Consider the following 23,669-nt stretch of genomic DNA (forward strand, 5'->3'; position numbering starts at 1 on the left):
CTATTGTTGCTTACGGGGGCTCGAAAACGAAGTCACAAGTGACTTCTGTCTCGCTCCCTCTTCTTTTTAGTTATCACGAATAACTGTCCCGACTTTACCGGCAAGAGCATCATCAAGACCATCTAATGAAGTGATTAATGCTTCTCGTTCTGGATGACCTTCAACAAATGAAAGACATGCTTCAATCTTCGGCAACATACTACCAGCAGCAAACTGTCCTTCCTTCATGTATTTCTGAGCTTCTGCAACGTTTAACGTCTTAAGGGCTTTTTCATCCGGCTTTCCATAGTTAACATAAACATGATCAACGGCAGTTAAAATAATCAACTTATCTGCATCGATCTTGTCAGCCAGCAAGGCACTTGAACGGTCCTTATCAATAACCGCTGGAACTCCTTCAAGTCCTTTATCAGTGATGATTACAGGTACACCACCACCACCACCGGCAATAACAAGATTGTTAGCGTCAATCAATGTTTTAATGCTATCAAGTTCCATAATCTTCATCGGTAGTGGAGAAGGAACAACTTGACGGTATCCACGTCCCGCATCTTCTTTAAAAGTGTAGCCCTTTTCTTTGGCAATTTCATCAGCTTGTTCTTTAGTGTAGAAGTCACCAACAGGTTTTGATGGATTTTCAAAAGCAGGATCATTAGGGTCAACTGCAATTTGCGTTACAATCGTTGCCACACTCTTATTCATCCAACGACGGTGTAATTCATTTTCTAAACTTTGTTGCAAATGGTAGCCAATATAACCTTGACTCATTGCACCACATTCTGGGAAAGGAAAAGCAGCAGTTTTACCGTGTTCAGCAGCAAAATTCATCCCTAAATTAATGGCACCCACTTGGGGACCATTACCGTGACTAATAACTACTTGGTTTCCTGCAGCAATTAACCCAATTAATGAAGAAGCAGTATTTTTTACTAACTTTAATTGTTCTTCAGGTGATTTGCCTAATGCATTTCCCCCTAAAGCAACGACTACTTTAGCCATGGCAAATGCCTCCTAATTAGTTTTGTTCACCTAAAGTTGCAACCATTACAGCCTTGATAGTGTGCATCCGGTTTTCGGCTTCACGGAAGACAACTGAGTGTTCACTTTCGAATACTTCGTCAGTAACTTCCATTTCCTTTAAGCCAAACTTCTTTTCAATTTCCTTACCAACTTCAGTGTCGAGGTTGTGGAATGCAGGAAGACAGTGTTCAAAAAGAACATTAGGATTTTCAGTAGCCTTCATAACATCCATTGTTACTTGGTAAGGCTTAAGAAGGTTGATCCGCTTTTCCCACATGTCATCAGATTCACCCATTGATACCCAAACATCAGCATAGATTACGTCCATACCTTTGACACCTTCTTTGATGTCATTAGTAACAACAATCTTAGCACCAGTCTTGGCAGCAATTTCGTTAGCCTTATCTAAGGTTTCCTTAGTTGGTTCCAATTCCTTAGGAGTAACAACGTGGTATTCCATACCCATTACAGCGGCACCAAGCATCAATGCGTTTGAAACATTGTCTTGACCGTCACCTACAAAGGCAAACTTGATGTCCTTGTAAGGCTTCTTCAATACTTCGTGAGCTGTTAAGAAGTCAGCAAGTACTTGTGTTGGGTGGTCTTCGTCAGTTAAACCATTCCAAACTGGTACACCAGAGTACTTAGCTAAAATTTCAACATTACGTTGTGAGAATCCACGGTATTCGATACCATCGAACATTCCACCAAGAACTCGTGCAGTATCCTTAACAGATTCCTTGTGACCAATGTGTGAGCCTGATGGGCCAAGATAAGTTACATGAGCACCTTCATCCTTAGCACCAACTTCAAAAGAACAACGAGTACGGGTAGAACTCTTTTCAAAAATCAAAGCAATGTTCTTACCTTCAAGATTCTTGCCTTCATAACCAGCATATTTTGCCTTCTTTAAATCTTCAGCAAGATCAAGCATGTATTCCATTTCCCGAGTGTTAAAATCTGCAAGAGTTAAGAAACTACGATTACGTAAATTAAAAGCCATTTTTATTTCCTCCTAAGGTCTTAATACAAGTACTATAATAGGATTAAGTTTCATAATACTTCAAAAAGATTCCATAAATAACAGAAAAAATTTAGCGATTTTTTTACAACAATCTCCTTATTCACAATGATGTAAGCGGAAACACCTACACATTTGTAAAATATCAACTCTATTGTCTATTATCTTCCCAAAGAGTAAAATGAAATAGTGTTTCATAATACTTCAAAGAACATCAAGAAATCGGTGAAAATACATGAATTTTTATATTTTAGATAATGATAGTAAAATTATTCATTTATTATCCAATATTATTGAAAATGATTTCAACAATACTGTTGTCGGAACAACCTCTAATCCGCAACAGGCCTATGATGATGCAATGCGTCTAGGAATTGATATTATGTTTATTGATTATGCAATGCCAGCGATGGATGGAGTTCAACTTATTCAAAAAATTCAGGACAGTCATTATTATCCACACTTCATTATGACTGCTCAAGCAATTTTGCCCTCTGTCAAAACAAGTGCATATCAACATGGGATTGATTTTTTTATTGAAAAACCACTAAACATTGCAGAAGTTAAGTCCGTTATTAAACTAGCAGCACAAAATATTAATATGTCTAATCGCCTTCTTCAAGTTTTGGACCTTGTGAGCGGTGCTGCGACGAATAATAATACAGTTACGATTAGCGGAAAAAACAAGAAAAAAGAAAACGCTCAGTCCATCTTACGTTTTCTCGGTATTACAGCTGGAAATGGCGCTCCTGCAATTAATAAACTTATTAATACGATGATTGAACGGGAAATTAGTTTTGATGAGGTTAATTTTGAAGAATTTTTCCAATGTGATGAGCATGGCAAAAAGATAATTTTCCAACGGATTCGACGCGATATAAAAACTGGTCTTAATAATCTCGCACATATGTGTATGGATTATCCAGAAAACGACATTATTTTGGAATATGCGAATAACTTATATGAATATAAAAATGTCCACAATGAAATTTCATTTCTCAAAGGAGAGCGTACTAATGGTGGGCAAGTGTCACTAAAACACTTCTTTAATGGATTGATTCAAGAAATAAATTAACAATAAAATAACGGAGAAAACAACTGCCTTAAGGTCATTTTCTAAGTTGTTTTTATTATCTAAGTTCTTTTGAAAGCGCCTTACCGTTAAAAGTTTTGGTAAGGCACTTTTATTAATCCCAACTATTTCGTAATTTCATAATATCGTGACTAAGATCTTTAGTTTGGTCATAAACACGATGATATATCTTATAAAGCGCATTATATTTTGCTACTATTTCTGGCTGTGGCTCATAGGTTTTACCAAAATGAACGAACTTCTTCGCACAATCTTGAAGTGAATCAAACCATCCCAGACCTACTGCAGCTAACATCGCAGCACCAAGACCTGGCCCCTGTTCATTTGTTAACGAAACTACTTTTTTATTAAAGATATTAGCTTGTAGTTGCAGCCAAAATTCACTCTTAGCTCCACCACCAATAGCGACAACCGTATCAAAATCTTGACCATGTTGATCATAAATATTTAGAATATCACGGAAACTAAAAGTAATACCTTCAATCACTGAACGAACAAAATCATACTTGTTTTGCATACTGTCAACACCAATAAAGCTCCCCCGAACATCAGCATCAGCGTATGGCGTTCGCTCACCGACAAGGTATGGCGTGAAAATCAAACCGTTAGCTCCCAATGGCCGTTCAGATGCCCTATTAACCATTGCTGTGAAATCTTCATCTTTTGCAAAAGTATGTTTGAACCAGTTTAACGAATGGCCGGCAGCAAGGGTTACTCCCATTGAATAGTAAGTATCAGGAATTGCATGACATTCATACTGTAAGGCACCGTGATAATTTACATTTGCATCGGGCTCATATTTCAAAACCACGCCTGATGTTCCAATACTGCTCATTACCATATTTGGCTTTAGAATACCTGCTCCAACGGCTCCACAAGCATTATCACCGCCACCGCCAAAAACTTTAGTGGTCGTCTTTAATCCTGAGAACATCGAATAAGAATCAGTAACTGTCCCCGCTTCATCAATTGAACGAATTAATGGGGGACACATCGACATAGGGATGCCAAATTCATCACAGATTTCTTTACTCCAAGTATTCTTCTTGATATCAAATAGAACTGTTCCGGTGGCATCGGAATAATCAATTGCCTGTTTACCAGTCATTACATAACGAACATAATCTTTAGGCAATAAGAAACTTTTTGCTTTTGTCCAAATTTCTGGTTCATTTTCTTTAACCCACAAAAGCTTAGGCAAAGTGAATCCTTCCAAGGCGCGGTTACCAGTAATCTCGATAAATTTATCGCCCATTTTTTCTTTAATCTCTTCACATTGCTTAGTCGTCCGCGTATCATTCCATAGCATCGCTGGTCGCAATACTTGTCCATTAGCATCTAGCAAAACCAGCCCGTGCATTTGTCCTGAGAATGAGATTCCATCAATTTCTTCAGCCTTTAATCCATCTCTTAAAATTAATCGATCAATTGCAATCGTTGTTCCATAAAGCCAATCTCGCGGATCTTGTTCGCTGTAGCCAGGATGAGGCTGATGGAGATCATAGCCATAGCTTTGTTGCGCAACAATCTTGCCATCACGGTCCATCGCTGAAACCTTGACTGCACTTGTACCTAGGTCGACCCCAATTACATATTCGTTCATTATAATTTCATTCCCTTCTTAACCAAAAAGGGTCGGGGCAAAGTTGATTGCCTCGGCCCTTTTATTATATGACTTTTTTTCGTACTGAGTGAATGCTTGTCATGTTGTATTTTTTTTGGATTGATAGGAGATGTTTACTTAGCAAGCGTTTCAATCATGTAGTGGTTAATTGTGTCCTTAATTTCTTCAAGATGGTCTGAATGTGTGGCTGCTAACAATTCGCTTTGTGGAGTATCAATTACTTTTTCTTCAAGACTAGCAAAGTTTTCATTACCGTCTTCAATACTCTTACCTAAGCCTTCATCCCATGTGGAGTAACGTTCTTTAATAATATCATCTAAGAAACCGTCTTCCTTCATAGCAGCAGCAACCCGTAAGCCAGCAGCAAAGCTATCCATCCCAACAATGTGACCATAGAAAAGATCTACAGGCTTAAACGATGTCCGACGTGGTTTTGCATCAAAGTTTAATCCACCACGAGGTCCGATGCTGCCGTTTTGAATAACTTCCCACATAGCAGCAGTAGTTTCATAAAGGTTAGATGGATATTCATCAATATCCCAACCAATTAACTTATCACCTTGGTTAGCATCAAGAGAACCAAGTAATCCGGCTTCACGAGCAACCCGAATTTCATGTTGGTACGTGTGACCAGCTAAGTTAGCATGGTTACCTTCAAGGTTAAGCTTAAAGTCCTTATCAAGACCATATTCACGCATGAAGTTGATTGTTGTTGCAGCATCAAAGTCATATTGGTGAGTAGTTGGTTCCTTTGGCTTTGGTTCAAGAAGCATTTGAGCGTCAAAACCAATTTCATTAGCGTAATCTTTAGCCATGTGGAAGAACTTAGCAATATGAGATTGTTCACGCTTCATATCTGTGTTCCAAAGTGATTCATATCCTTCACGTCCACCCCAGAAGACATAGTTCTCTGAACCAACGCGCTTACCAACTTCAAGACTGTGCTTTAATTGAGCAGCAGCATAAGCGTAAATTTCTGCTGAAGGAGCAGTACCAGCACCTTCTAAGAACCGTGGATTTGTAAAGAGGTTTGAAGTATTCCAAAGAACTTTCATGCCGGTAGCTTTTTGATATTCAACAATCTTATCAACTACTCGATCCAAATTCTTGTTTGTTTCGCGAAGTGTGTCACCTTCTGGAGCTAAATCACGATCGTGGAAACAAAGGAAATCAACACCTAATTTGTTATAAAATTCGAATGCATAATCAACCTTTGCTAAAGCGCAATCCATTGGGTCACTGTATTTATCATATGGACGTTGAGCAGTTCCATCACCGAATGGGTCAACTAACCGTTGATCGAATGTGTGCCAATATGCAACTGAGAAACAAAGCCAATCCTTCATTTTCTTACCTAAAATTACTTCATCCGGGTTGTAGTATTGGTAGAACAAACCAGACTTAATACTTTTATGTGGTCCCTCGTATTCAATTTTATCAATATTATTCCATAAATCAGCCATATTTACGGCCTCCCATTCATTTAGTTTGTATAAACAACTAACTTACAATTCTTAATATATACCCTTAAAACAATTTTGTAAACCCTTTCTTTGAATTTTGTGCAAAAAGTTCAAGAAGATAATATAAAATACAACACAATATACACAAAAACTCACAGTAACTAAATCTAGTTTCCTGTGAGTTTAGCGTCTCTACTTATTATTGATTTCTATGCTTCTTTGTCGTCAATGATAAAACGGTCTTGACTATAAATAATTTGTTGATTATAAAAATTATCTTTCCCAACTAACTCTTTAAGTGATACTGGCGTAAATCCATCTTTAAGTAGAAACTTAATTAGAGGTTCAATAGCATCTGAATCAGCAGGCTGAAAATCATGCATTAGAACAATATCTCCATTATGAATTTGTCTAATATTTTCCAAAACTTATCCTTATCATGATGATCCCAACTTTTTTGTATCTAATGACCAAATAATTGTCGGTCGATTAAGGTAAGATAATACGTCTGCATTAACTGAACCAAACGGGGGTCTAATTACTTCCGGTTGCTGACCTGTAATTTTTTCAATTACTTCATCATTTTTCGCAATCTCATTTTTACCTTCTTTAATTGATAATTTAGTCAAATCTTTGTGATGATAAGTATGATTACCTAAAGTAAATAGTAAACACTTTGCTTCCTCTTTTAATAATTCTGGATACTTTTCTGCATGTTCATCCCAAATCATAAATGTAGCCGGTATATGATACTTTTTTAAATTTCTAATACATGCGGAGTAGTGGCTTGCCAAGGTCCATCATCAAAAGTTAATGCTACTTTTTTCATATTTTATTATATCTCTTTTTAAAATAGTCTACTACTTGCTTCGTTACCTTTAGCAAATGGCCCTGCTGTCACTTTAATTCCTTCTCGATGAGTACCAAAGAAATCAGTGTTAAATATAATTGGAGTACCATCAGGGTTTTCATATTTTTCTTCCGGTTCAAATGCCATCATGATTGTATCAGTAGAGATAACGCCATCTGTTTTTGCAGGCACCGCATTAAAAAGATTGGTTTTAAGAAATAGTCCCTCATCTCGTTGTTCAAGTTTTAATTGAATTTTTTTATCAGAAATAATGGCATCTTTTTCCATATTACATGGTTCTGCACCATTAAAGTAAATATTGCCCGCGCTCCAAATTGGCAAATGGTTATAATAATGATCACTATTTGGTGCATAAATTCCACAATATCCATCAAACTGTTTCTTCCATTCTTCAAATGTTGGATAGTTATCAAATGGTTTTGTACCAACCTTAAAGTTATAATCATCCCAATCATCTGGTTCATCTTTCTTCATATTCGCTAGTTTTTGCATTTCTGGGCGTAACTTTTGTTGGACAAAAATATTATTGTAAAATTTGTTATCTCCATGTTGAATGGTCATAAAGCCCATTACCTTAGTACCATGAATTTCATGATATGGTGTAAATCGATTAGACGGTAAATTAACAGAATTGTTATCAGTACCACGTCCAGTTGCCGTAAAACTTCCTGCAATTAAATTATGAACAAATGCTACCCCTTGAGCTGCTAAACGAACAGATCGATCAGAAAGCAAGAGATTATTATCAATCAATGTTGGCCCATGAGAAACTTCAATCCACATATCTTCCCCGAGACCAGATAAAACATCATCTAAATTATCTTTTGTAACCTTAAAGTCATTTGGTAAACTATTATGATCAAACACATTTTGAGTTACTCGTGTTCCTTGAGCCTGCCAGTCCAACCATAAGCCACGAGTACAATGATGAATATGATTATGACGATATGTTACATCAATTGCAGCGTGCATCTTAATACCACCTATTTCAGCACCTGCAAGATTCTGACGAACGTTAATATCATGAATATCATTATCTTCAATCAAAGAAAATACTCCACCTAAATGGCCAACGATACCGGTTTGACCACAGTCATGAATATGATTTTGACGAACAATATGAGACCCAACATGCTCTTTATCCCATCCCTCATAAGAAGCTTGACAAATGGCATCACGTTCTGTTTGGGTACCATCTTTATACTTCCATTTTGACCATTTATTATCATTATTGGGTTGAAGATACTTTCCTAATGAAATTCCTGAACACTTTGAATGGGAAATATCACATTTTTCAATAATCCATCCTTTTGACCAGTGAGGCCCAATCATCCCCTCTTGGTAAGCTGTTGGTGGTGCCCATCGAGTTGCGGCTTTGGTTACACCGAATCCCGATAATGTAATATACCCTATCCCTTCTGCTTGAGGATAGAAACAATTCTCGCGAACATTAATTTCTACATTTTCTTTATTGGGATTATTTCCCTGGAAATTAGCATAAATGATTGTTTCGTTATTACGATCATCCTGCTCAGTAAACCATGTATATAAAGTATCATTGGGATACCACGATTTCTCATTACGGACTGGTTTTTTCACTTCATCTAATGAATTAACTTCATATAATGCTTTATCATTCAGATACACTTCACCTGTATGAGCAATAATACGTGCATCAAACCAATCACCATAAACTTTAGTTATGTACGGATTATAATCTGCAAAAACACCATTAGGAATATTAACTTTCCAAACGTTGTCATCAATCTTTTCCCAACTTGTTACTCGTTCTGCTCCGGTAATCACAGCACCCAAGTTTTCTGATGACTTATACGTAATTCGTTTACTTGAAGTTCCACTATTTTTTGGATTAACATTTTCCCGATAAATTCCAGGAGCTACTAAAACAGTGTCGCCAGGCTGAGCAATGTTGGCTGCTGCTTGAATTGTTTTGAATGGATGAGTTTTCTGTCCATTCCCATCAATAGGTACGTTTTTGTCTACATAAATATTCATAGTTAGATGTCTCCTTTAATTAATTCTTAGTAGCATTTCTCTTGGCTTCGATTTCATGGTTGATTTTGTCAACTTCTGGATCGCTTAAAGGATATTTGCTCATAACCCACATACCAATAACTGCTAAAACAATTGGAATCCAGATCATCGAAATAGAAATACCAGTTAACGCTGAAGCAGGTTGAGTAGTCTTTGTTCCATTAAAGTGACAAAAGGCATTAATATATCCTGGAATAATTCCCCCTAAGGCTAGTCCGATCTTAAAGAACCGTCCCATAATCGAATTGATAATCCCAGCTACCCGTTTCTTAGAATGCCATTCACCGTAAGATATAACTTCAGGAACAAGTGACCACATATAACCCGTAGCAGCAGTAATTCCCCATTGCATGATAAAACGCCCAATATATCCTAAAGTAATATTGTTCTTAAATGCTGGGAAAGACCAAATCCATAAAATTAATTGTCCAATAATAAAGAATGTTAAAAATAAGTAGAAAAAGCCTTTTTTACCAATGCTTCGGCGAATAAGCGGCCAAAGAAAGACAAGGAAAATTCCTGGAATTGAACCAATTAAATTAATTGATGCCATCCATTCTGAATGACCAATATTATATTGCAAGAAAAATGGCCATACCGTATTACCAAAAAACATAAACGTAAAACTGATTAAGAAGAACCAACCTAAGACTTGAAGTGGTTTATTTTCAATTAACTCGTTCCATAAATCAGAAAACTTAACTGATTTAGTTTCCTCTTCTGTTGGTAAAACCCGTTCTTTAATTCCAAAATAAGTACATAACAACATGATAAATCCAATTATCATATAAACTATCATTACTTTGAAATAAGCATTAGCAGCATGAGGAGAAGCATAATTCCCTAAATCTAATCTGATACCAAACAAGCCAATACTTTGTAATTTTTTATCTGGAGATGCCAATTGAACAAATAGTGGTAAGAAAGTATACACTAATAGATTCCCAATATTCGCTTCTGTCATTCGAACTGTTGTTAAAGTTGAAACTTCATCATTATCGCGTGTTAATGATGCATTTAATGATCCATATGGAATATTAACAAATGAATAAATTAATGCAGTAGCTAAATACATAAAGAATGCATAAAATACATTTCCACGAACAGCAGGAATTGGTAAGAAAAGCAGTGCACAACAAATTGTTAGCGGAATTCCAAAGTAAATTAAAAATGGCCGATACTTTCCACCATGTTTAAAATGACTCTTGTCAACAACTGTTCCAACCCATGGATCCCAAAAAACATTTACCCAACGTACGATTAAAAAGATTGTTGCTCCAGCGGCTGCAGAAATTCCAAATACAGTAGTGAGATAGAACAATAACATTGAACCAATTGTTCCAAAAATTAAGTTCTGTGCTAAATCTCCTGCTCCATAGCAAATTCGTTCACGCCATGAAAGTTTTGCAAATTCATTCACTTTTTCTTGAGAGATAGGTTTCTCTGTCTCACCAATTTTTCCAGTTGGTACATTCTCCATTTGATTTCACCCTTTCAGTTTATCTCATGTAAGTTAGTTGTATAAACTGACAGATATTTCCATCTAAATTCATTGTATCCGCTTTCATAAAAAGAAAATAGACCATATACTGACAAGTATTTGTCAATTTATGATCTATATTTACTCACCTATTCAAAATATCCTGTTTGATTTTTTGACCTTACTGAGCGTTTCTTTATAATTTGCTTACGATATTCACTGGGCGAATATCCGGACCATTTCTTAAACTGCTTACTAAAGATTGAAACGTTAGCTGCTCCTACCATATAAGCTACTTCTTCAATTGAATTTCCAGAATATTCTAAGAGTCGTTGAGCTTTTTTATACTTTTCACGATCAATAAAATGCAAGGGGGTTGTACCATAAACTTTCTTAAAAACTCGATGTCCATACCCACTACTAATTCCTAACTCTTTACATAAATCACTAAAGTTAAAGGATGGCTTTTCATCATCGTTATTAACTCGGTTTTCAATCGCAATTACTAAGTCGCGACTAATCTGTGCTTCCTTATTAGAAAAAGGAAGCGAGCTGTTGTGACTATATTTCTCTTTAATTAATGAATTAACCTGCTTTAAATATTTAAGCAAAAGGATTTCAATTTCGACTTGAATACTAAAATCACTAGAAAGGCTTTTATTACGGCAAAGCTTAATAATTCCATTTAACATTCTTTGAGAAGCTTTTGCTAACTGTGAGCTTGCTGGAATCAACTGATTACTAATTAAACTAATAATTTGTGATCGTAACTGAATATCCTCAAAGTCAAAATGTAAACACATATATGTCATCGGGGCAGTTTTACTCATATTACTATTAGTATGTAATGTACCAGGAGCAATAATAATCCCATCCCCTGGTCCCAAAATCATTGAATCGTGGTCACGAATCTCTGTTAATTGATAGCCATCAATTACTATCATTACTTCAAATACTTGATGCTTTTGTTCAAAAAAGCTCCAACCACCATTAACAGTGTGTTGATGCCCTCCAAACATATATAGGCCTGACTCAATTGTTGGAATAGATATAAACTTTTGCAAAATTACTACCCCTTTCTTCATCCGTATCTCCTATATATGTATATTATCACTTATCTTCATTTTGATTGTTAGCGCTTTTTATAACTTATTTTTGTCATTTTATGATTGATACACAATGTATAATTCAACAAATTTAAGAGATAAATAAAAAAGAAAGCACTTTCAAAAAATAATAATAAATGTTATACTCTCTTATGAAGGTTAGTTTTTTATCCAAACTAACTAAATACAAACAACCAACTTACACTAATTATTGCTGTCTGTATATATAGTTAGGAGATTCAACATGAAACATAAATTATCAGCAAGTTGGATTTACTTCTTTGCTGCTTTGGGTGGTTTGCTTTTTGGATATGATACTGGTTCAATTTCAGGTGCTATTCTATTCATCGAAAAGCAATTATCACTGAACTCTTGGCAACAAGGATGGGTTGTTTCGGCAGTGCTTGTCGGTGCTATTATTGGGGCGATTACAATCGGTCCCTTCTCAGATCGATTTGGACGTCGTAAGTTGCTATTATTAACATCTATTCTATTTTTCATCGGAGCTTTGGGTTCAGGCTTAGCTCCAGAATTTTGGACTTTGATTTTTACACGAATTATCCTTGGTTTAGCTGTTGGTGCTGCTTCTTCATTAATTCCAACCTATTTAGCCGAATTAGCGCCGGTCGCTAAGCGTGGAATGATGTCAGGAATGTTCCAATTCATGATTATGTCTGGTTTACTTCTGGCATATATCCTTAATTATTCTCTTCAAGGAATATATACTGGTTGGCGATGGATGCTTGGTTTTGCGGCACTTCCAGCAGCAATCCTATTTATCGGGGCAATTATCCTTCCCGAATCTCCACGTTACTTGGTTCGTAATGATAAAGAAAACGTTGCGCGCGAAGTTCTTATGACAATGAATAATAATGATGCAGATGTTGTTAATGGAGATATTGCAAAAATTAAGGAGCAAGCGGAAATCGTTTCTGGCGGATGGAAAGAACTATTCGGGTTAATGGTTCGTCCAGCTTTAATTGCGGCAGTTGGTTTAGCTATTTTTCAACAGGTAATGGGCTGCAATACAGTTCTTTACTATGCACCAACTATTTTTACTGATGCTGGTTTTGGTGTTCATTTTGCCTTACTTTCCCATATTTGGATCGGTATCTTTAATGTTATTGTAACCTTTATCGGAATCTACCTTATGAATAAAGTTAGTCGCCGTAAAATGTTAATCGTTGGTGGTTGGTTAATGGGGATCACTCTCTTTATTATGTGCTGGGGATTAATGTATTCTAGTGATTCAAAATTTGCTGCCGATATCGCTGTTATTTCAATGGTTATTTACATTGCCTCTTTCTCCGGTACTTGGGGTCCTATTATGTGGACAATGATTGGTGAGATGTTCCCACTTAACATTCGTGGTCTTGGGAATTCTTTTGCTGCTGGTGTTAATTGGACTGCTAATGCAATTGTTTCATTAACATTCCCTCCTCTACTAAGTCTCTTCGGTAAAGGTACTCTCTTTATCGGTTATGGAATCTTTTGTCTTCTTGCTATTTGGTTCGTCCACTCCAAAGTCTTTGAAACACAAGGCAAGTCTCTGGAAGAAATTGAACAGTGGCTACGAACTCAAGTATCAAAGAAGCAAAAAGATGCAGCACCAGAAGCTACTTCAATTCAAAAAGAAAATTAATAAATTTAGTCTGACTAGATAGTTGGTCTGACTTTTTATATTTATAAATAAAATTATGGTATACTGAAATTAAATTCAACGATGGGAAGGAGAAAGTTAATGATAGCATATAAAAATTGTAGTCCAAGTGAGCTCAACTATACTTTAGGAAAAGGCGGAAACGTCACAATCAAGGTTAATGGAAAAACCATTACTCTTACATTTAAAGATGTTCCGGCAGAAAATCCTAAATATATGAATGTTAAGATTTTTTCTGATCCTAAACATATAATGGCATCGATGGTAGTCGACGCATATCTAAAAGATGATAAAAATGATGCCGACGTTAATCAAAAAGTCAAAGAAAAATTAACAAACTGCATTAATACAGCAGTAAGAAATCGGTTCGGCCTTATTTAAAAATTAAGAGCGTAAGTAAAAACTCTATGGTTTAGATAATAAGTTTTTACTTGCGCTCTATTTAATTAATGTTTTTTACTTCTTTTGGCCATCGAAAATGCAGTAGATAATCATCTAATCCTAAGGCACGATGGATTGCTAATGAACTTGCTCCCAGTAAAGAAGTCATTCGTGAACCTTTTATCATTTGAATTGGAGAAAAGATTCCTAATTCTACAAGTCGATCTCGTACCATTTCATACATTACAGGCAAATCTTCGAATAATGTTGAATTAAAATATATTTTTTCTGGTCCATAAGAAACAATCGCATTATAAGAAACTTCAGCAATCAACTGCGCTGCATGATTTAAGATCTGTTTTACTTGATCGTCTTCGCGGTAGAGTTTAACTAAGTCTTCACTCGTAAGTTTCGTTAAGTTTTTAGCGTTCATTACTTGTCGGATAATGGCATCTTCTGAACATAGCGATTCTACCTTAACAAGTTGTCGTGACCCGCTGTCTAAATCATTTGTCATTAAACTGCGGCCAATTTCGCCAGCCATCCCGCGATAACCTCGATACAGGTTATGACCAGCAATAATACCTACACCAATCCCCCGATGAATGCTAATTGTAATTAAATCGCGTGTCTCTTGGTTAGTTCCAAAATCTTGTTCAAATACTGCCGATAAATTAGCTTCATTTTCTAACACAACCGGAACATTAAACTCTTTACTAAAATACTCTTCCAAGTCTATTCCTTGTAGTGCTAAGAAAGGTGAATCTATTATTTTATTATTGAACACTATTCCATGAATTGAAAAAGCAATAGCTAATAGCCCATGTTGAGTTGAATCAACTTGCTGAAGTTTTTTTATCTCTTCTTTTATCATTTGCATAATGTTTAAAATATCAAATTTTTCTATTGGTTTACGATTATATTGAATAATCTCACCATTAAGATAATTAAACATCGAGGCCATATATGATGTCCCAATATTAAAACTTGCAACATATCCATAATTACGATTTAAACGGACAAGGTGAGGCTTTCGACCACCACTACTTGTTGATTCTCCTTGTCGCACTCCTTCAATAAATCCATCTTCATTTAATTCATCGTATATTGACGAAACAGTTGATTTATTTAAATTTAATTGGCGTGCTATTTCTGCTCGTGATGTTTCAGCATTATTAAATAACTGTTGTAATACGAGTTTTTTATTTTGTATTCGGGAAAGGTTACGATGGTCATTTATCATTTTTATCCTCTGCACATTTTATAATTTTATTTATACTAATAGTGTACACATTTCAGTACCTTATGAGTATATTATAACATAAAACGGTTTATTAACTAATCACCTATTAATGTATAAAATTTTAAATTCTAAATAACACCACAAGATAATTAGTAAAATACTATAAGCGGCAGAAAGCCATACTACATATTTTAAGAACGCCAAGATATGAAAAACAGTTAATATTTGCAGACAAATTGTTAAAACAATCCATACTACTAAATGATCTTTTACCCGATCCCGATGTTCAATTAATTCTTCTTTTTTCATAAAAATACTCCAGATAAAAGGAGAGAATAGCTATGTCGTAACAGCTATTCCCCTTCTTGATTATATTTAATTTATTCTAATCGTTCTTATCCATCTTAGCTCGTAATTCTTTACCAATTTCTTCATATCCTGGCTTACCAAGCAATCCAAACATGTTAGTCTTATAAGCTTCAACACCCGGTTGGTTAAATGGATTAATACCGTTTAAGTAACCTGAAATTCCCATCGCAACCTCAAAGAAGTAAATAAGGTAACCTAAAGTATATTCGTCTTCTTGTGAGATATGAACAGTCATCACTGGTACTCCACCATCAGTATGAGCAGCAACTACCGCTTCATAAGCCTTGGTGTTAACGTAATCCATTGTCTTACCTTCCAAGTAGCCTAAACCATCAAGATTATCCGGTTCTGTTGGAATTTCCATGTCATAATTTGGCTTATCAAGCTTAACAACGGTTTCCATTAAGAAACGGCGACCTTCTTGGATGTATTGACCAAGTGAGTGAAGGTCGGTTGTGAAGTTAGCTGAAGAAGGATATATTCCCTTTTGATCTTTTCCTTCTGATTCCCCAGCTAATTGTTTCCACCATTCAGCAAACATCCGCATGTTAGGCTCATAGTTTTCGAGTAATTCTGTTTCATAGCCCTTACGATAAAGAATATTCCGGTAAGCAGCGTATTGGTAGGCTTCGTTCTTGGTTAGGTTAGGATCAACATAATCCTTTTCCGCTTGTGCAGCTCCTTCCATCAGCTTATCAATGTCCGCACCAGAAGCAGCGATTGGCAAAAGACCTACCGCAGAAAGAACTGAATAACGTCCTCCAACCCCATCAGGAATAACAAAGGTTTCATAGCCATGAGCATCTGCTTCAGTCTTTAAGGCACCCTTAGCCTTATCAGTAGTAGCATAAATCCGCTTATTAGCTTCATTTTCACCATACTTCTTAATTAAAAGGTCCTTAAAGATTCGGAAGGCAATTGATGGTTCAGTGGTTGTTCCTGACTTTGAAACAACATTGATGGAAAAGTCTTTGTCACCAATTAATTGGATCAAGTCATGAACATAGGTTGAACTCAAGGAGTTACCAGCAAAGACTACTAATGAAGCTTTCCGGTCTTTTGCCTTTTGAGCTTGATAGAAAGTATTGTGTAAGAAGTCGATTGCCATTTGGGCACCAAGGTAAGAACCACCAATCCCAATAACAACTAAAACATCTGAATCACGTTGAATCTTATCAGCTGCCTTCTTAATACGGGCAAATTCTTCTTTATCATATTCAGTTGGTAAATGGAGCCAATCACGGAAGTCGGCGCCAGCACCAGTCCCATTTCGTAATTCATCATTAGCGGCGTTAACCATTGCTTGCATCTCACCAAGTTCGTTTTCATGAACAAATTGCTTTAATGCGCTACTGTCAAATTTAATGTGTGTCATTCCAATAGCTTCTTTCTATTTTTATTTTTTAGACATTTAAATGATAGCGGATAATGAAGTCGGTTTCAATCAGAACTAGCAATTTTTTCTCATTAATGAAAATTGACAATTTAAGGTTAATTAGGCATACTGGGAATACACATCGTATCCGCTTACATAATTTGAAGGGAATAATTATTCATGGATAAAAATACTGAAAATATGTTAGCTGGGAATCCTTATCGTCCTGGAATACCAGAATTAAATAGGTTTTCTTACCTTGCTCATCGTCTTTGTCGTGACTATAATTTAACAACCGATGAAGATACTGTTGAACGAGAAATGATTATTGATCGCCTATTTCCTCAGCATGATGACGGAATATATCTTCAAGGACCTATTCATATTGATTATGGTCGTTTTACTAAAATAGGTAAGAATTTCTATGCTAATTTTAACTTTACCATTTTAGATACATGTCCTGTTACTATTGGAGATAATGTAATGTGTGGCCCAAACGTCTCGATCATTACAGCCATGCATCCCCTCATGTATCAGCAACGTAATATTCGGCAACAAGCTGACGGTCAGTTCGATGACGTTGAATATGGCAAGCCAGTTACAATTGGCGATAACTGTTGGCTTGCAAGCAATGTAACAGTTTGTCCGGGCGTAACAATCGGCAATGGTTGCGTTATCGGAGCAGGTACTGTCGTTACTAAAGATATTCTTGATAACTCCCTTGTCCTTGGAGTCCCAGGCAAAGTGATTCGTCCTATTACTGAAAAAGATCGCTTGGAAAATTTTCCTTATTAAATAATAATTCCGATATTAAAAGACCTTCATCAAAATCCGATGAGGGTCTTTTTAAGTTTAGTTTTAATATAATTTAAGCAAAAATAGTTAAAATACTTCCGGCAACAATAAAGATGATTCCGGCAATTGTAAATGACATTTCCCGCCGAGTCTTGTGTTCATGAAGAACTAAGATACCACCAATCGTTGCAATGATAACGTTCATTTGCGTGAAGACAAAGGCCGTATTAATTCCTAATGCCCGTCCAGCAAAGATATAAGCTAAGGCCGCAATTCCCCAAGAAATACCACCCCAGATATTGAGGTATTGTTCCTTTTGCTTGAAGGAATCAATATTTCCTGAACAAATAGCATAAATAACAGATCCAAGTAAAATACCAAGCATTTCTGGAAGGAAAATTCCTAAAGAACTATCATTAGCAACCATTGGCATCTTTGGGAATGCTGAGTAAACCCAGTAACCAATTGTTGTAATAAGTAAGAAGAAGAAGTTTTGAACAGTAATCTTCTTCCCCGTACTTTCATCAGAGACAGAGGTCATCAAAGCCCCAACAATAACGATTGCTAAAGCGATAAAGCCAATAGTAAGGGCACGTGCTCCACGCCATTCTCCAAAGATAATAACCCCGATTAAAGAGTTACCAACTAATTGAAATACTGTCGATAGTGGAATCGTGTTTGAAACACCCATCCGCTTAAATGAAACGAATTGTCCAATTTGACCAATTGTCCACAAAGCACCACACAGTACTGAGAACCAGAATCCGGTCGTCGTTACCGTTGGATGACCAATAATGAATGCAACCAACCCAACAATCGTAGCACCGGCACCAATACCAAACATTTGGTTAATCGTTGAACCACCGATTTTACCAGTGATCAGTGGCATAATCCCCCACCCAATCGCAGGGATTAAAGCAAGTAAGTAGTTCATAAAAAATTCTCTCCTATCAATCCGTAATATTATTACGAGGTATAAGTGTATCATATGGTAAACGCTTCCGCAAGCGCTTTCTTTAAATTTATTTGAATTATAAAAATTGGTCTACAAAAAAATAAACGCTTTATTATCATAGTTAAAGCGTTTCACTCAAATTATTGGCTTACTTTTTATCTTTATTATTTGTAGGCTGAATATTATGAGGAGCATATTCACGATCAGGGAAAAAGATTGTAAATGTCGTCCCCTTACCATACTGACTTTTTACGTCAATTTCTCCCCCATGAAGGAGAACTAACTGCCGTACAATCGCAAGCCCTAAGCCGGATTCCCCGTACTTAGTATTCATCCGTGAACGATCAGCCTTATAGTATCGTTCCCAGATATTTTCAAGTTGTTCAGGAGTCATCCCAATCCCATTATCTTGAACTTCAAATTGGCTTCCCTTTTCCACACGTTTTCCACGAATGTCAATAATTCCGTTATCAGTGAATTGGATTGCGTTTTGAATGATATTGAACATAATCTGCACAAACCGATCATAGTCTGCATATACTCGTAAATTCTTTTCCACATCTAAGTGCAGAGTATCTTTCTTCTCTTTTGCCTTTTTCGCTAACTGCTCTCGTAAATTTTCGAGTACTGCGGATGCGTCAAATACTTTCCGTTCCATCGCAATTTGGTTAGTGCGAATCTTTTCATAATCCAAATTATCATTAACCAAGCGAATTAAACGGCGAGTATCGTTCTGCATTAATTGAATACTATGCTTTTTGTCCTCTTCTGGAATCGCATCATACTGTAACCCTTCAAGAATGCCATTAATAGTTGTTAATGGCGTCCGCATTTCATGGGCTGCATTGGCCATAAATCGGCGTCTCCGCTCCTCTTGCCGACGAATTTCTTGTTGCGATTCACGTAACGAAGCAGTCATTTGGTTAAAACTCCGACCAAGGTCTGCCACTTCATCACGCCCATTATCGTCCACTTCAACATTGTAATTTCCTTGCGCAATTTGGTGAGTAGCCATCCGTAATCGATCAATTCGTTTGGTAATTGACCGTGCCAAGAAGTAACTAACTGCAAGCGTTACAAGACTAGCAGTCAGTAATGCCATTATTAAGTTAATCTTTATTTGATGCATATTTTGCTCAATTGTCGAGACGAAAGTTGCAATCGAGACTACCGCAATCATCTTTCCTTTATAGAAGTATGGTCGTGAAACTTCGGTCATTCGTGGGGAGGCACCCTTCGATACTCGTGAATTAATTTTAGGAGTAATTAGTTTAGTACAGACGGTTTCTCCCTTTTTTAATTTCTTCCAATCACTTTTACTCATACTTGGAGCAAAGCCGTTACTGGCAAAGATTTTCCGGTGAGTTGTATCATAAATTGCAAAGTGAACATTTTGCCGTGTTAAAAGATTGGCATTGCTATTCAATGATTCTGTAGCAAACCCTTCAAAACTTTGGGTTGCCATATTGTAACGAATAGAATCCTGAATTAAACTATCAGAATAACTTTTCAATTGTTGCCACGTATTATGATACATAGTGTTATTAGTTACATTTATAAACGAAATACTAACAATCACCATTAGCGTCAAAATAATCGCAAAAAATGAAAGCATCAACCGATACATTAATTTCATTAGTCGTTACCCTCGTCATCAAACTTATAACCGACCCCCCATACAGTCTTAATCACTTGAGGTCCAATATCTTCTAACTTCTGCCGTAACTTTTTAATATGGGCATCAACGGTTCGTTCATCACCGTAATACTCATAATCCCATACTAATTGTAAAAGTTGTGAACGGGTAAATACTTGACGTGGTTTCGAGGCAAGTGTCTTTAATAAGTCAAATTCTTTAGGTGTTAGATCACTAACAGGCTTTCCGTATAAGAATACTTCTCTTGTCTTAGTATTCATCTTAAAGTTCTTTGTTTGAATATCAAATGTATCATCACTATCAGTCTCTTGAACTTCCTCAAGCTTGTTTAAATGTGTTCGCCGATAAAGAGCCTTGATCCGTGCAATCAAAGTAATCGTACTAAACGGCTTGGTTACATAATCATCCGCACCAATTTCGAGTCCTAATACCTGATCACTTTCAGTATCACGAGCCGTTAGCATAATTAAAGGAACTGTTGGTGATACCCGTCGAATGTCAGCAGCGACCTGCATCCCGTCCTTTTTAGGAAGATTAAGGTCTAATAAAATAATGTCCCATTTATGAGGGTCGACATTAAACTTTTCTTCTGCTTCAACACCATCATAGGCAAATTCATATTGCCATTTTTCTTTTTTGAAAAACATTGCCATCATTTCACAGACAGAATGGTTATCCTCAATCATTAATATTTCCATTTAATTCATTCCTTTATATTTTATCTGAACTCTATTTACTAATTTTTACATAGGAATAACTTCTTATGAAACCCCACTAATTATCCTAATATTCTTAGCATTAAAAAAGACTGCCATAAACCAACGGCAGTCCTTATAGGCATATAGTGGAGATGACGGGAGTCGAACCCGTGTCCAAGCATATCGCCATTTCAATCTCTACGTTCATATCTCAACTATTTAGATTTCACTAACCAAAACGCCGTTGATCAGGGCAACCATGGTTAGCTAGCTTGATTAATCTCTTCTTATTACTTCAAACGGGAGCAATAAGCGTAGTCCACTAAGTATAAAACCCATTGCCGCATCATGGACGAACCCGGAATGGATCTACGCGCGCTACTTGTTAGGCAGCGTATGCGTAAGAGTTTGAATTATTGTTTGCAGTTATAATTTAAAACTGAGCGTTTTTACGAAGACGCAACCTTCGAAACGCAATTGAAACTCGACCTATACCTGTCGAATCCATAAACATCCCCATAAGAGGTATACTTATTATACCACATTTGTACAAAAAAGCGAGACTATGAAGATCAGCTTCTTAGTCTCGTTTTGCTTTTTAGTCTAAATTTTAGTACCAGCCGTTAGCTTGCCAGTGAGCCTGAGCATTTTGCCATGAACCGTAACGACTTGCAACATATTGGTCAGCAACCCGTTCTTGGTTAGCTGCTGAGTAGTCACCGTTAAGGTATGATGCTGATAATTGGTACTTACCAATGTATTGACCGTTAGTAGCACCGTAGTTACCACCAGATTCACGAGCGGCAATCCAGGCCTTAGCAGCAGCTTCTGAACCTGAAGCATTTGAAGTATAGCTTTGGCTAGCTTGACTTTGAGCTTGTTGAGGTTGTGCTTGTGTAGCTTGAGTATTATTGTCAGCTACATTTGCATTAGCTGCGTTCTGAGCGTTGTATTCTTGAACTTCACCATCGCTCTTGATGATTAACTTTTGACCAACGTAAATCTTGTTAATATCTTGAATATTGTTCTTCTTAGCAAGATCATTGACCATACTGTTGTCTTTTGCGAATTTGTAAGAAATACCTGAAAGTGTGTCACCACTTTGTACGGTGTAGATAGTGTCGGCATTAGCAGCAGTAGCCGTTGCACTAACACCTAAGGCTACTGCACCAAGAGTAGCAGATACTTTAGCAAAGTTTTTCTTAGAAATCATAAATTAAACAACCATCCTTTATTATTTAGCAAATTATCTTTTCCGTTTCAACACCCTATATATTACACTCTTAATATTACTAAGCTGTAACAGCACCATTTCTATTTACTACTCTTCGTCGGCTTTTTGTAATATTTTGTAATATAAGCTGTCAATTAATATGATTATAAAACTTGCAATCCCTTGTGCTAGTTAACTTTTAGGGAGTCATAACTTTTCTCAAAAATTCATTAAATAATACATAAAAAAGAGTGTTTTTTTAGCAAAAGTTTCATATTTGCGCCAAAAACACTCTTTATTTTACTTTTTATAACAATCTTTATTACAAAAGTGTTGCAAAATAACGTTCACAATACCTTGCAACTCCATCATTATCATTTGTATCTGTGATTGCTGTTGCCACTGCCTTAACGTTAGGAAGACCATTTTCCATTACAATTCCTTGAGCCGCAGCTTTGATCATTTCAAGATCATTATCAGCATCCCCAAATGTCATCAAATTACTAAAATCTTCCCCGAAATGATCTAGTAATGCCTTCAATCCCACCGCTTTATTTAATTTTTTAGGCAAAAATTCCATTATCATTGCCTGAGATTGGACTGCGTGATAATGTGCCTTAAGCTCAGCCGGCAGTTCTTTTATAATAGGGGATAATTTTTCAGGGGTGATTGCCATTACAGCTTTACTATAAGTTATTTCCGGCACATCACTCATTGGCAAAGATTGGAATTCAATATTCTTTAACACTGTCCGATATACGGATCCTGGATAATCATTTAATTCGTATACTCGTTCAAAGTCTAGAATATTGAGAGGAATCTTTTTGCTCTTAACATAAGAAAATAGAGGAAGTAAATCAGTCTTTTTCATTCCTAATTCAAAAAGATGTTCGCGTGATTCATTATTAATAACTAATCCACCATTAAATGTAATTGTATAATCATCTGGATTAGTTAAACCAAGCTGTTCAATATATGGCCAAATTGCATTGATAGGACGGCCAGTACAAAGCACTACCTTAATCCCCAGTTGATGTAATTGTTTTAAGACTCGTTCATTACGTTGACTTATTTCTTTATTACTATTCAAAAGTGTATTATCCAGGTCTAAAGCAACCATTTTAATCATTTTCTTATTCCTTCTTTCGAATTTTACCCTGAATTATTTGTTGATTAAAGTCTTCAAAAAGTGTTAAAAACTGATCAGCACGATCTTCACCATAAATTTGAACCCAATTGGCAAACCGGTGATTAATCCTCTGCCAAATCTCACTTTCGACATCCTTACCTTTTTTAGTTGCAACTAAGAACATTCGCCGTCGATCGGCTGGATCAGCTTTTTGTTCAACATATTTTTGCTGAAAAAGGACTTTTAATTGGCGAGAAACCGCACTCCTTGTTACCTGCCGTTGCTCGGCGATATCCATTAGCTTGATATTAGGATGGTTAATGATTTTTCGTAAAATCAAAAATTGTTCAAAAGATAAATTATATTCACTCGCCGGTTCAGAAATAAAGCTTTCGATGCCCTTTAGTCCCGTTAAGTAAATATTGATAGCTTTGTCTAATAATTGATCTTCATGTGTCATT

The 23,669-nt window shown here is 36.3% G+C and carries 22 protein-coding genes and 1 other RNA gene; 4 read left to right on the plus strand and 19 right to left on the minus strand.

The genetic code is table 11. The annotated features are described in order from the left end of the window. Positions 1 to 66 precede the first annotated feature (66 nt). Complete coding sequence (gene arcC / locus CBG10_RS03240; RefSeq protein WP_094501924.1) at positions 67 to 999, minus strand: carbamate kinase; 933 nt, start codon at positions 997 to 999, stop codon at positions 67 to 69. Between the two features lie 16 nt (positions 1,000 to 1,015). Then, a complete protein-coding gene (gene argF / locus CBG10_RS03245; protein WP_003670402.1) occupies positions 1,016 to 2,023 on the minus strand; it encodes an ornithine carbamoyltransferase in 1,008 nt (335 codons plus the stop codon). A gap of 253 nt (positions 2,024 to 2,276) precedes the next feature. Here argF and CBG10_RS03250 point away from each other — a divergent pair, with 253 nt between their 5' ends. Further along, complete coding sequence (locus tag CBG10_RS03250; RefSeq protein ID WP_094511650.1) at positions 2,277 to 3,116, plus strand: DNA-binding domain-containing protein; 840 nt, start codon at positions 2,277 to 2,279, stop codon at positions 3,114 to 3,116. 112 nt (positions 3,117 to 3,228) lie between these two features. Here the strand turns inward: CBG10_RS03250 and xylB are convergent, their stop codons facing one another. The 7 genes from xylB to CBG10_RS03285 form a co-directional block, all read right to left on the minus strand. Beyond that, positions 3,229 to 4,737: a xylulokinase gene (gene xylB, locus CBG10_RS03255; RefSeq protein ID WP_094511651.1), complete on the minus strand. Its 1,509-nt coding sequence runs from the start codon at positions 4,735 to 4,737 to the stop codon at positions 3,229 to 3,231. Between the two features lie 134 nt (positions 4,738 to 4,871). Next, positions 4,872 to 6,221 (minus strand): xylose isomerase, encoded by a 1,350-nt coding sequence (gene xylA / locus CBG10_RS03260; protein WP_094511652.1) that lies wholly within the window; start codon positions 6,219 to 6,221, stop codon positions 4,872 to 4,874. Between the two features lie 209 nt (positions 6,222 to 6,430). Continuing rightward, positions 6,431 to 6,646 (minus strand): polysaccharide deacetylase family protein, encoded by a 216-nt coding sequence (locus tag CBG10_RS03265; protein WP_225357405.1) that lies wholly within the window; start codon positions 6,644 to 6,646, stop codon positions 6,431 to 6,433. A gap of 12 nt (positions 6,647 to 6,658) precedes the next feature. Continuing rightward, complete coding sequence (locus CBG10_RS03270; protein WP_094511654.1) at positions 6,659 to 7,015, minus strand: polysaccharide deacetylase family protein; 357 nt, start codon at positions 7,013 to 7,015, stop codon at positions 6,659 to 6,661. Between the two features lie 53 nt (positions 7,016 to 7,068). After that, positions 7,069 to 9,108, minus strand: coding sequence for a right-handed parallel beta-helix repeat-containing protein (locus CBG10_RS03275; protein WP_003676203.1), 2,040 nt, complete (start codon positions 9,106 to 9,108; stop codon positions 7,069 to 7,071). Between the two features lie 19 nt (positions 9,109 to 9,127). Continuing rightward, on the minus strand, positions 9,128 to 10,627 hold the full coding sequence (locus tag CBG10_RS03280) for an MFS transporter (RefSeq protein ID WP_094511655.1): 1,500 nt from the start codon (positions 10,625 to 10,627) through the stop codon (positions 9,128 to 9,130). A gap of 149 nt (positions 10,628 to 10,776) precedes the next feature. After that, positions 10,777 to 11,712 carry an AraC family transcriptional regulator gene (locus CBG10_RS03285; protein WP_094511656.1) on the minus strand — a complete coding sequence of 312 codons (936 nt, stop codon included), beginning with the start codon at positions 11,710 to 11,712 and terminating at the stop codon, positions 10,777 to 10,779. Positions 11,713 to 11,977: 265 nt separating this feature from the next. Here CBG10_RS03285 and CBG10_RS03290 point away from each other — a divergent pair, with 265 nt between their 5' ends. Together CBG10_RS03290 and CBG10_RS03295 are read left to right on the plus strand one after the other, a co-directional pair. After that, on the plus strand, positions 11,978 to 13,375 hold the full coding sequence (locus tag CBG10_RS03290; protein ID WP_094511657.1) for a sugar porter family MFS transporter: 1,398 nt from the start codon (positions 11,978 to 11,980) through the stop codon (positions 13,373 to 13,375). A gap of 99 nt (positions 13,376 to 13,474) precedes the next feature. After that, positions 13,475 to 13,774: a hypothetical protein gene (locus CBG10_RS03295; RefSeq protein WP_019251314.1), complete on the plus strand. Its 300-nt coding sequence runs from the start codon at positions 13,475 to 13,477 to the stop codon at positions 13,772 to 13,774. A 61-nt stretch (positions 13,775 to 13,835) separates the two neighbouring features. On the opposite strand, the gene CBG10_RS03300 is transcribed toward CBG10_RS03295, so the two are convergent. The 3 genes from CBG10_RS03300 to CBG10_RS03310 form a co-directional block, all read right to left on the minus strand. Beyond that, positions 13,836 to 15,017 carry an ROK family transcriptional regulator gene (locus tag CBG10_RS03300; protein ID WP_019252520.1) on the minus strand — a complete coding sequence of 394 codons (1,182 nt, stop codon included), beginning with the start codon at positions 15,015 to 15,017 and terminating at the stop codon, positions 13,836 to 13,838. 99 nt (positions 15,018 to 15,116) lie between these two features. Then, positions 15,117 to 15,326 (minus strand): hypothetical protein, encoded by a 210-nt coding sequence (locus CBG10_RS03305; RefSeq protein WP_003666488.1) that lies wholly within the window; start codon positions 15,324 to 15,326, stop codon positions 15,117 to 15,119. Positions 15,327 to 15,402: 76 nt separating this feature from the next. Continuing rightward, on the minus strand, positions 15,403 to 16,761 hold the full coding sequence (locus tag CBG10_RS03310; RefSeq protein WP_094511659.1) for a glucose-6-phosphate isomerase: 1,359 nt from the start codon (positions 16,759 to 16,761) through the stop codon (positions 15,403 to 15,405). Positions 16,762 to 16,941: 180 nt separating this feature from the next. Between CBG10_RS03310 and CBG10_RS03315 the strand changes: the two genes are divergently transcribed. Beyond that, positions 16,942 to 17,556, plus strand: coding sequence for a sugar O-acetyltransferase (locus tag CBG10_RS03315; RefSeq protein WP_094511660.1), 615 nt, complete (start codon positions 16,942 to 16,944; stop codon positions 17,554 to 17,556). Between the two features lie 73 nt (positions 17,557 to 17,629). Here the strand turns inward: CBG10_RS03315 and CBG10_RS03320 are convergent, their stop codons facing one another. From CBG10_RS03320 to CBG10_RS03350, 7 genes are all read right to left on the minus strand, one after another. Continuing rightward, positions 17,630 to 18,490, minus strand: a complete 861-nt coding sequence (locus CBG10_RS03320; protein WP_003666481.1) for a GRP family sugar transporter — start codon at positions 18,488 to 18,490, stop codon at positions 17,630 to 17,632. 169 nt (positions 18,491 to 18,659) lie between these two features. Further along, positions 18,660 to 20,147: a sensor histidine kinase gene (locus CBG10_RS03325; RefSeq protein ID WP_019252524.1), complete on the minus strand. Its 1,488-nt coding sequence runs from the start codon at positions 20,145 to 20,147 to the stop codon at positions 18,660 to 18,662. Further along, entirely contained in the window at positions 20,147 to 20,866 is a 720-nt protein-coding gene (locus tag CBG10_RS03330; RefSeq protein ID WP_094511661.1) for a response regulator transcription factor, read from the minus strand. The genes CBG10_RS03325 and CBG10_RS03330 overlap by 1 nt, the downstream gene beginning before the upstream one ends. A 144-nt stretch (positions 20,867 to 21,010) precedes the next feature. Continuing rightward, positions 21,011 to 21,384, minus strand: a transfer-messenger RNA (tmRNA) gene (ssrA, locus tag CBG10_RS03335). A 92-nt stretch (positions 21,385 to 21,476) separates the two neighbouring features. After that, positions 21,477 to 22,079 carry an aggregation-promoting factor gene (gene apf / locus CBG10_RS03340; protein ID WP_094508089.1) on the minus strand — a complete coding sequence of 201 codons (603 nt, stop codon included), beginning with the start codon at positions 22,077 to 22,079 and terminating at the stop codon, positions 21,477 to 21,479. A 322-nt stretch (positions 22,080 to 22,401) separates the two neighbouring features. After that, positions 22,402 to 23,208: a Cof-type HAD-IIB family hydrolase gene (locus CBG10_RS03345; RefSeq protein ID WP_094508091.1), complete on the minus strand. Its 807-nt coding sequence runs from the start codon at positions 23,206 to 23,208 to the stop codon at positions 22,402 to 22,404. A 4-nt stretch (positions 23,209 to 23,212) separates the two neighbouring features. Beyond that, positions 23,213 to 23,668: a MarR family winged helix-turn-helix transcriptional regulator gene (locus tag CBG10_RS03350; RefSeq protein WP_094508093.1), complete on the minus strand. Its 456-nt coding sequence runs from the start codon at positions 23,666 to 23,668 to the stop codon at positions 23,213 to 23,215. Between the last annotated feature and the right edge of the window lies 1 nt (position 23,669).

The organism is Limosilactobacillus reuteri (assembly GCF_002254085.1).
Lineage (GTDB): Bacteria > Bacillota > Bacilli > Lactobacillales > Lactobacillaceae > Limosilactobacillus > Limosilactobacillus reuteri_K.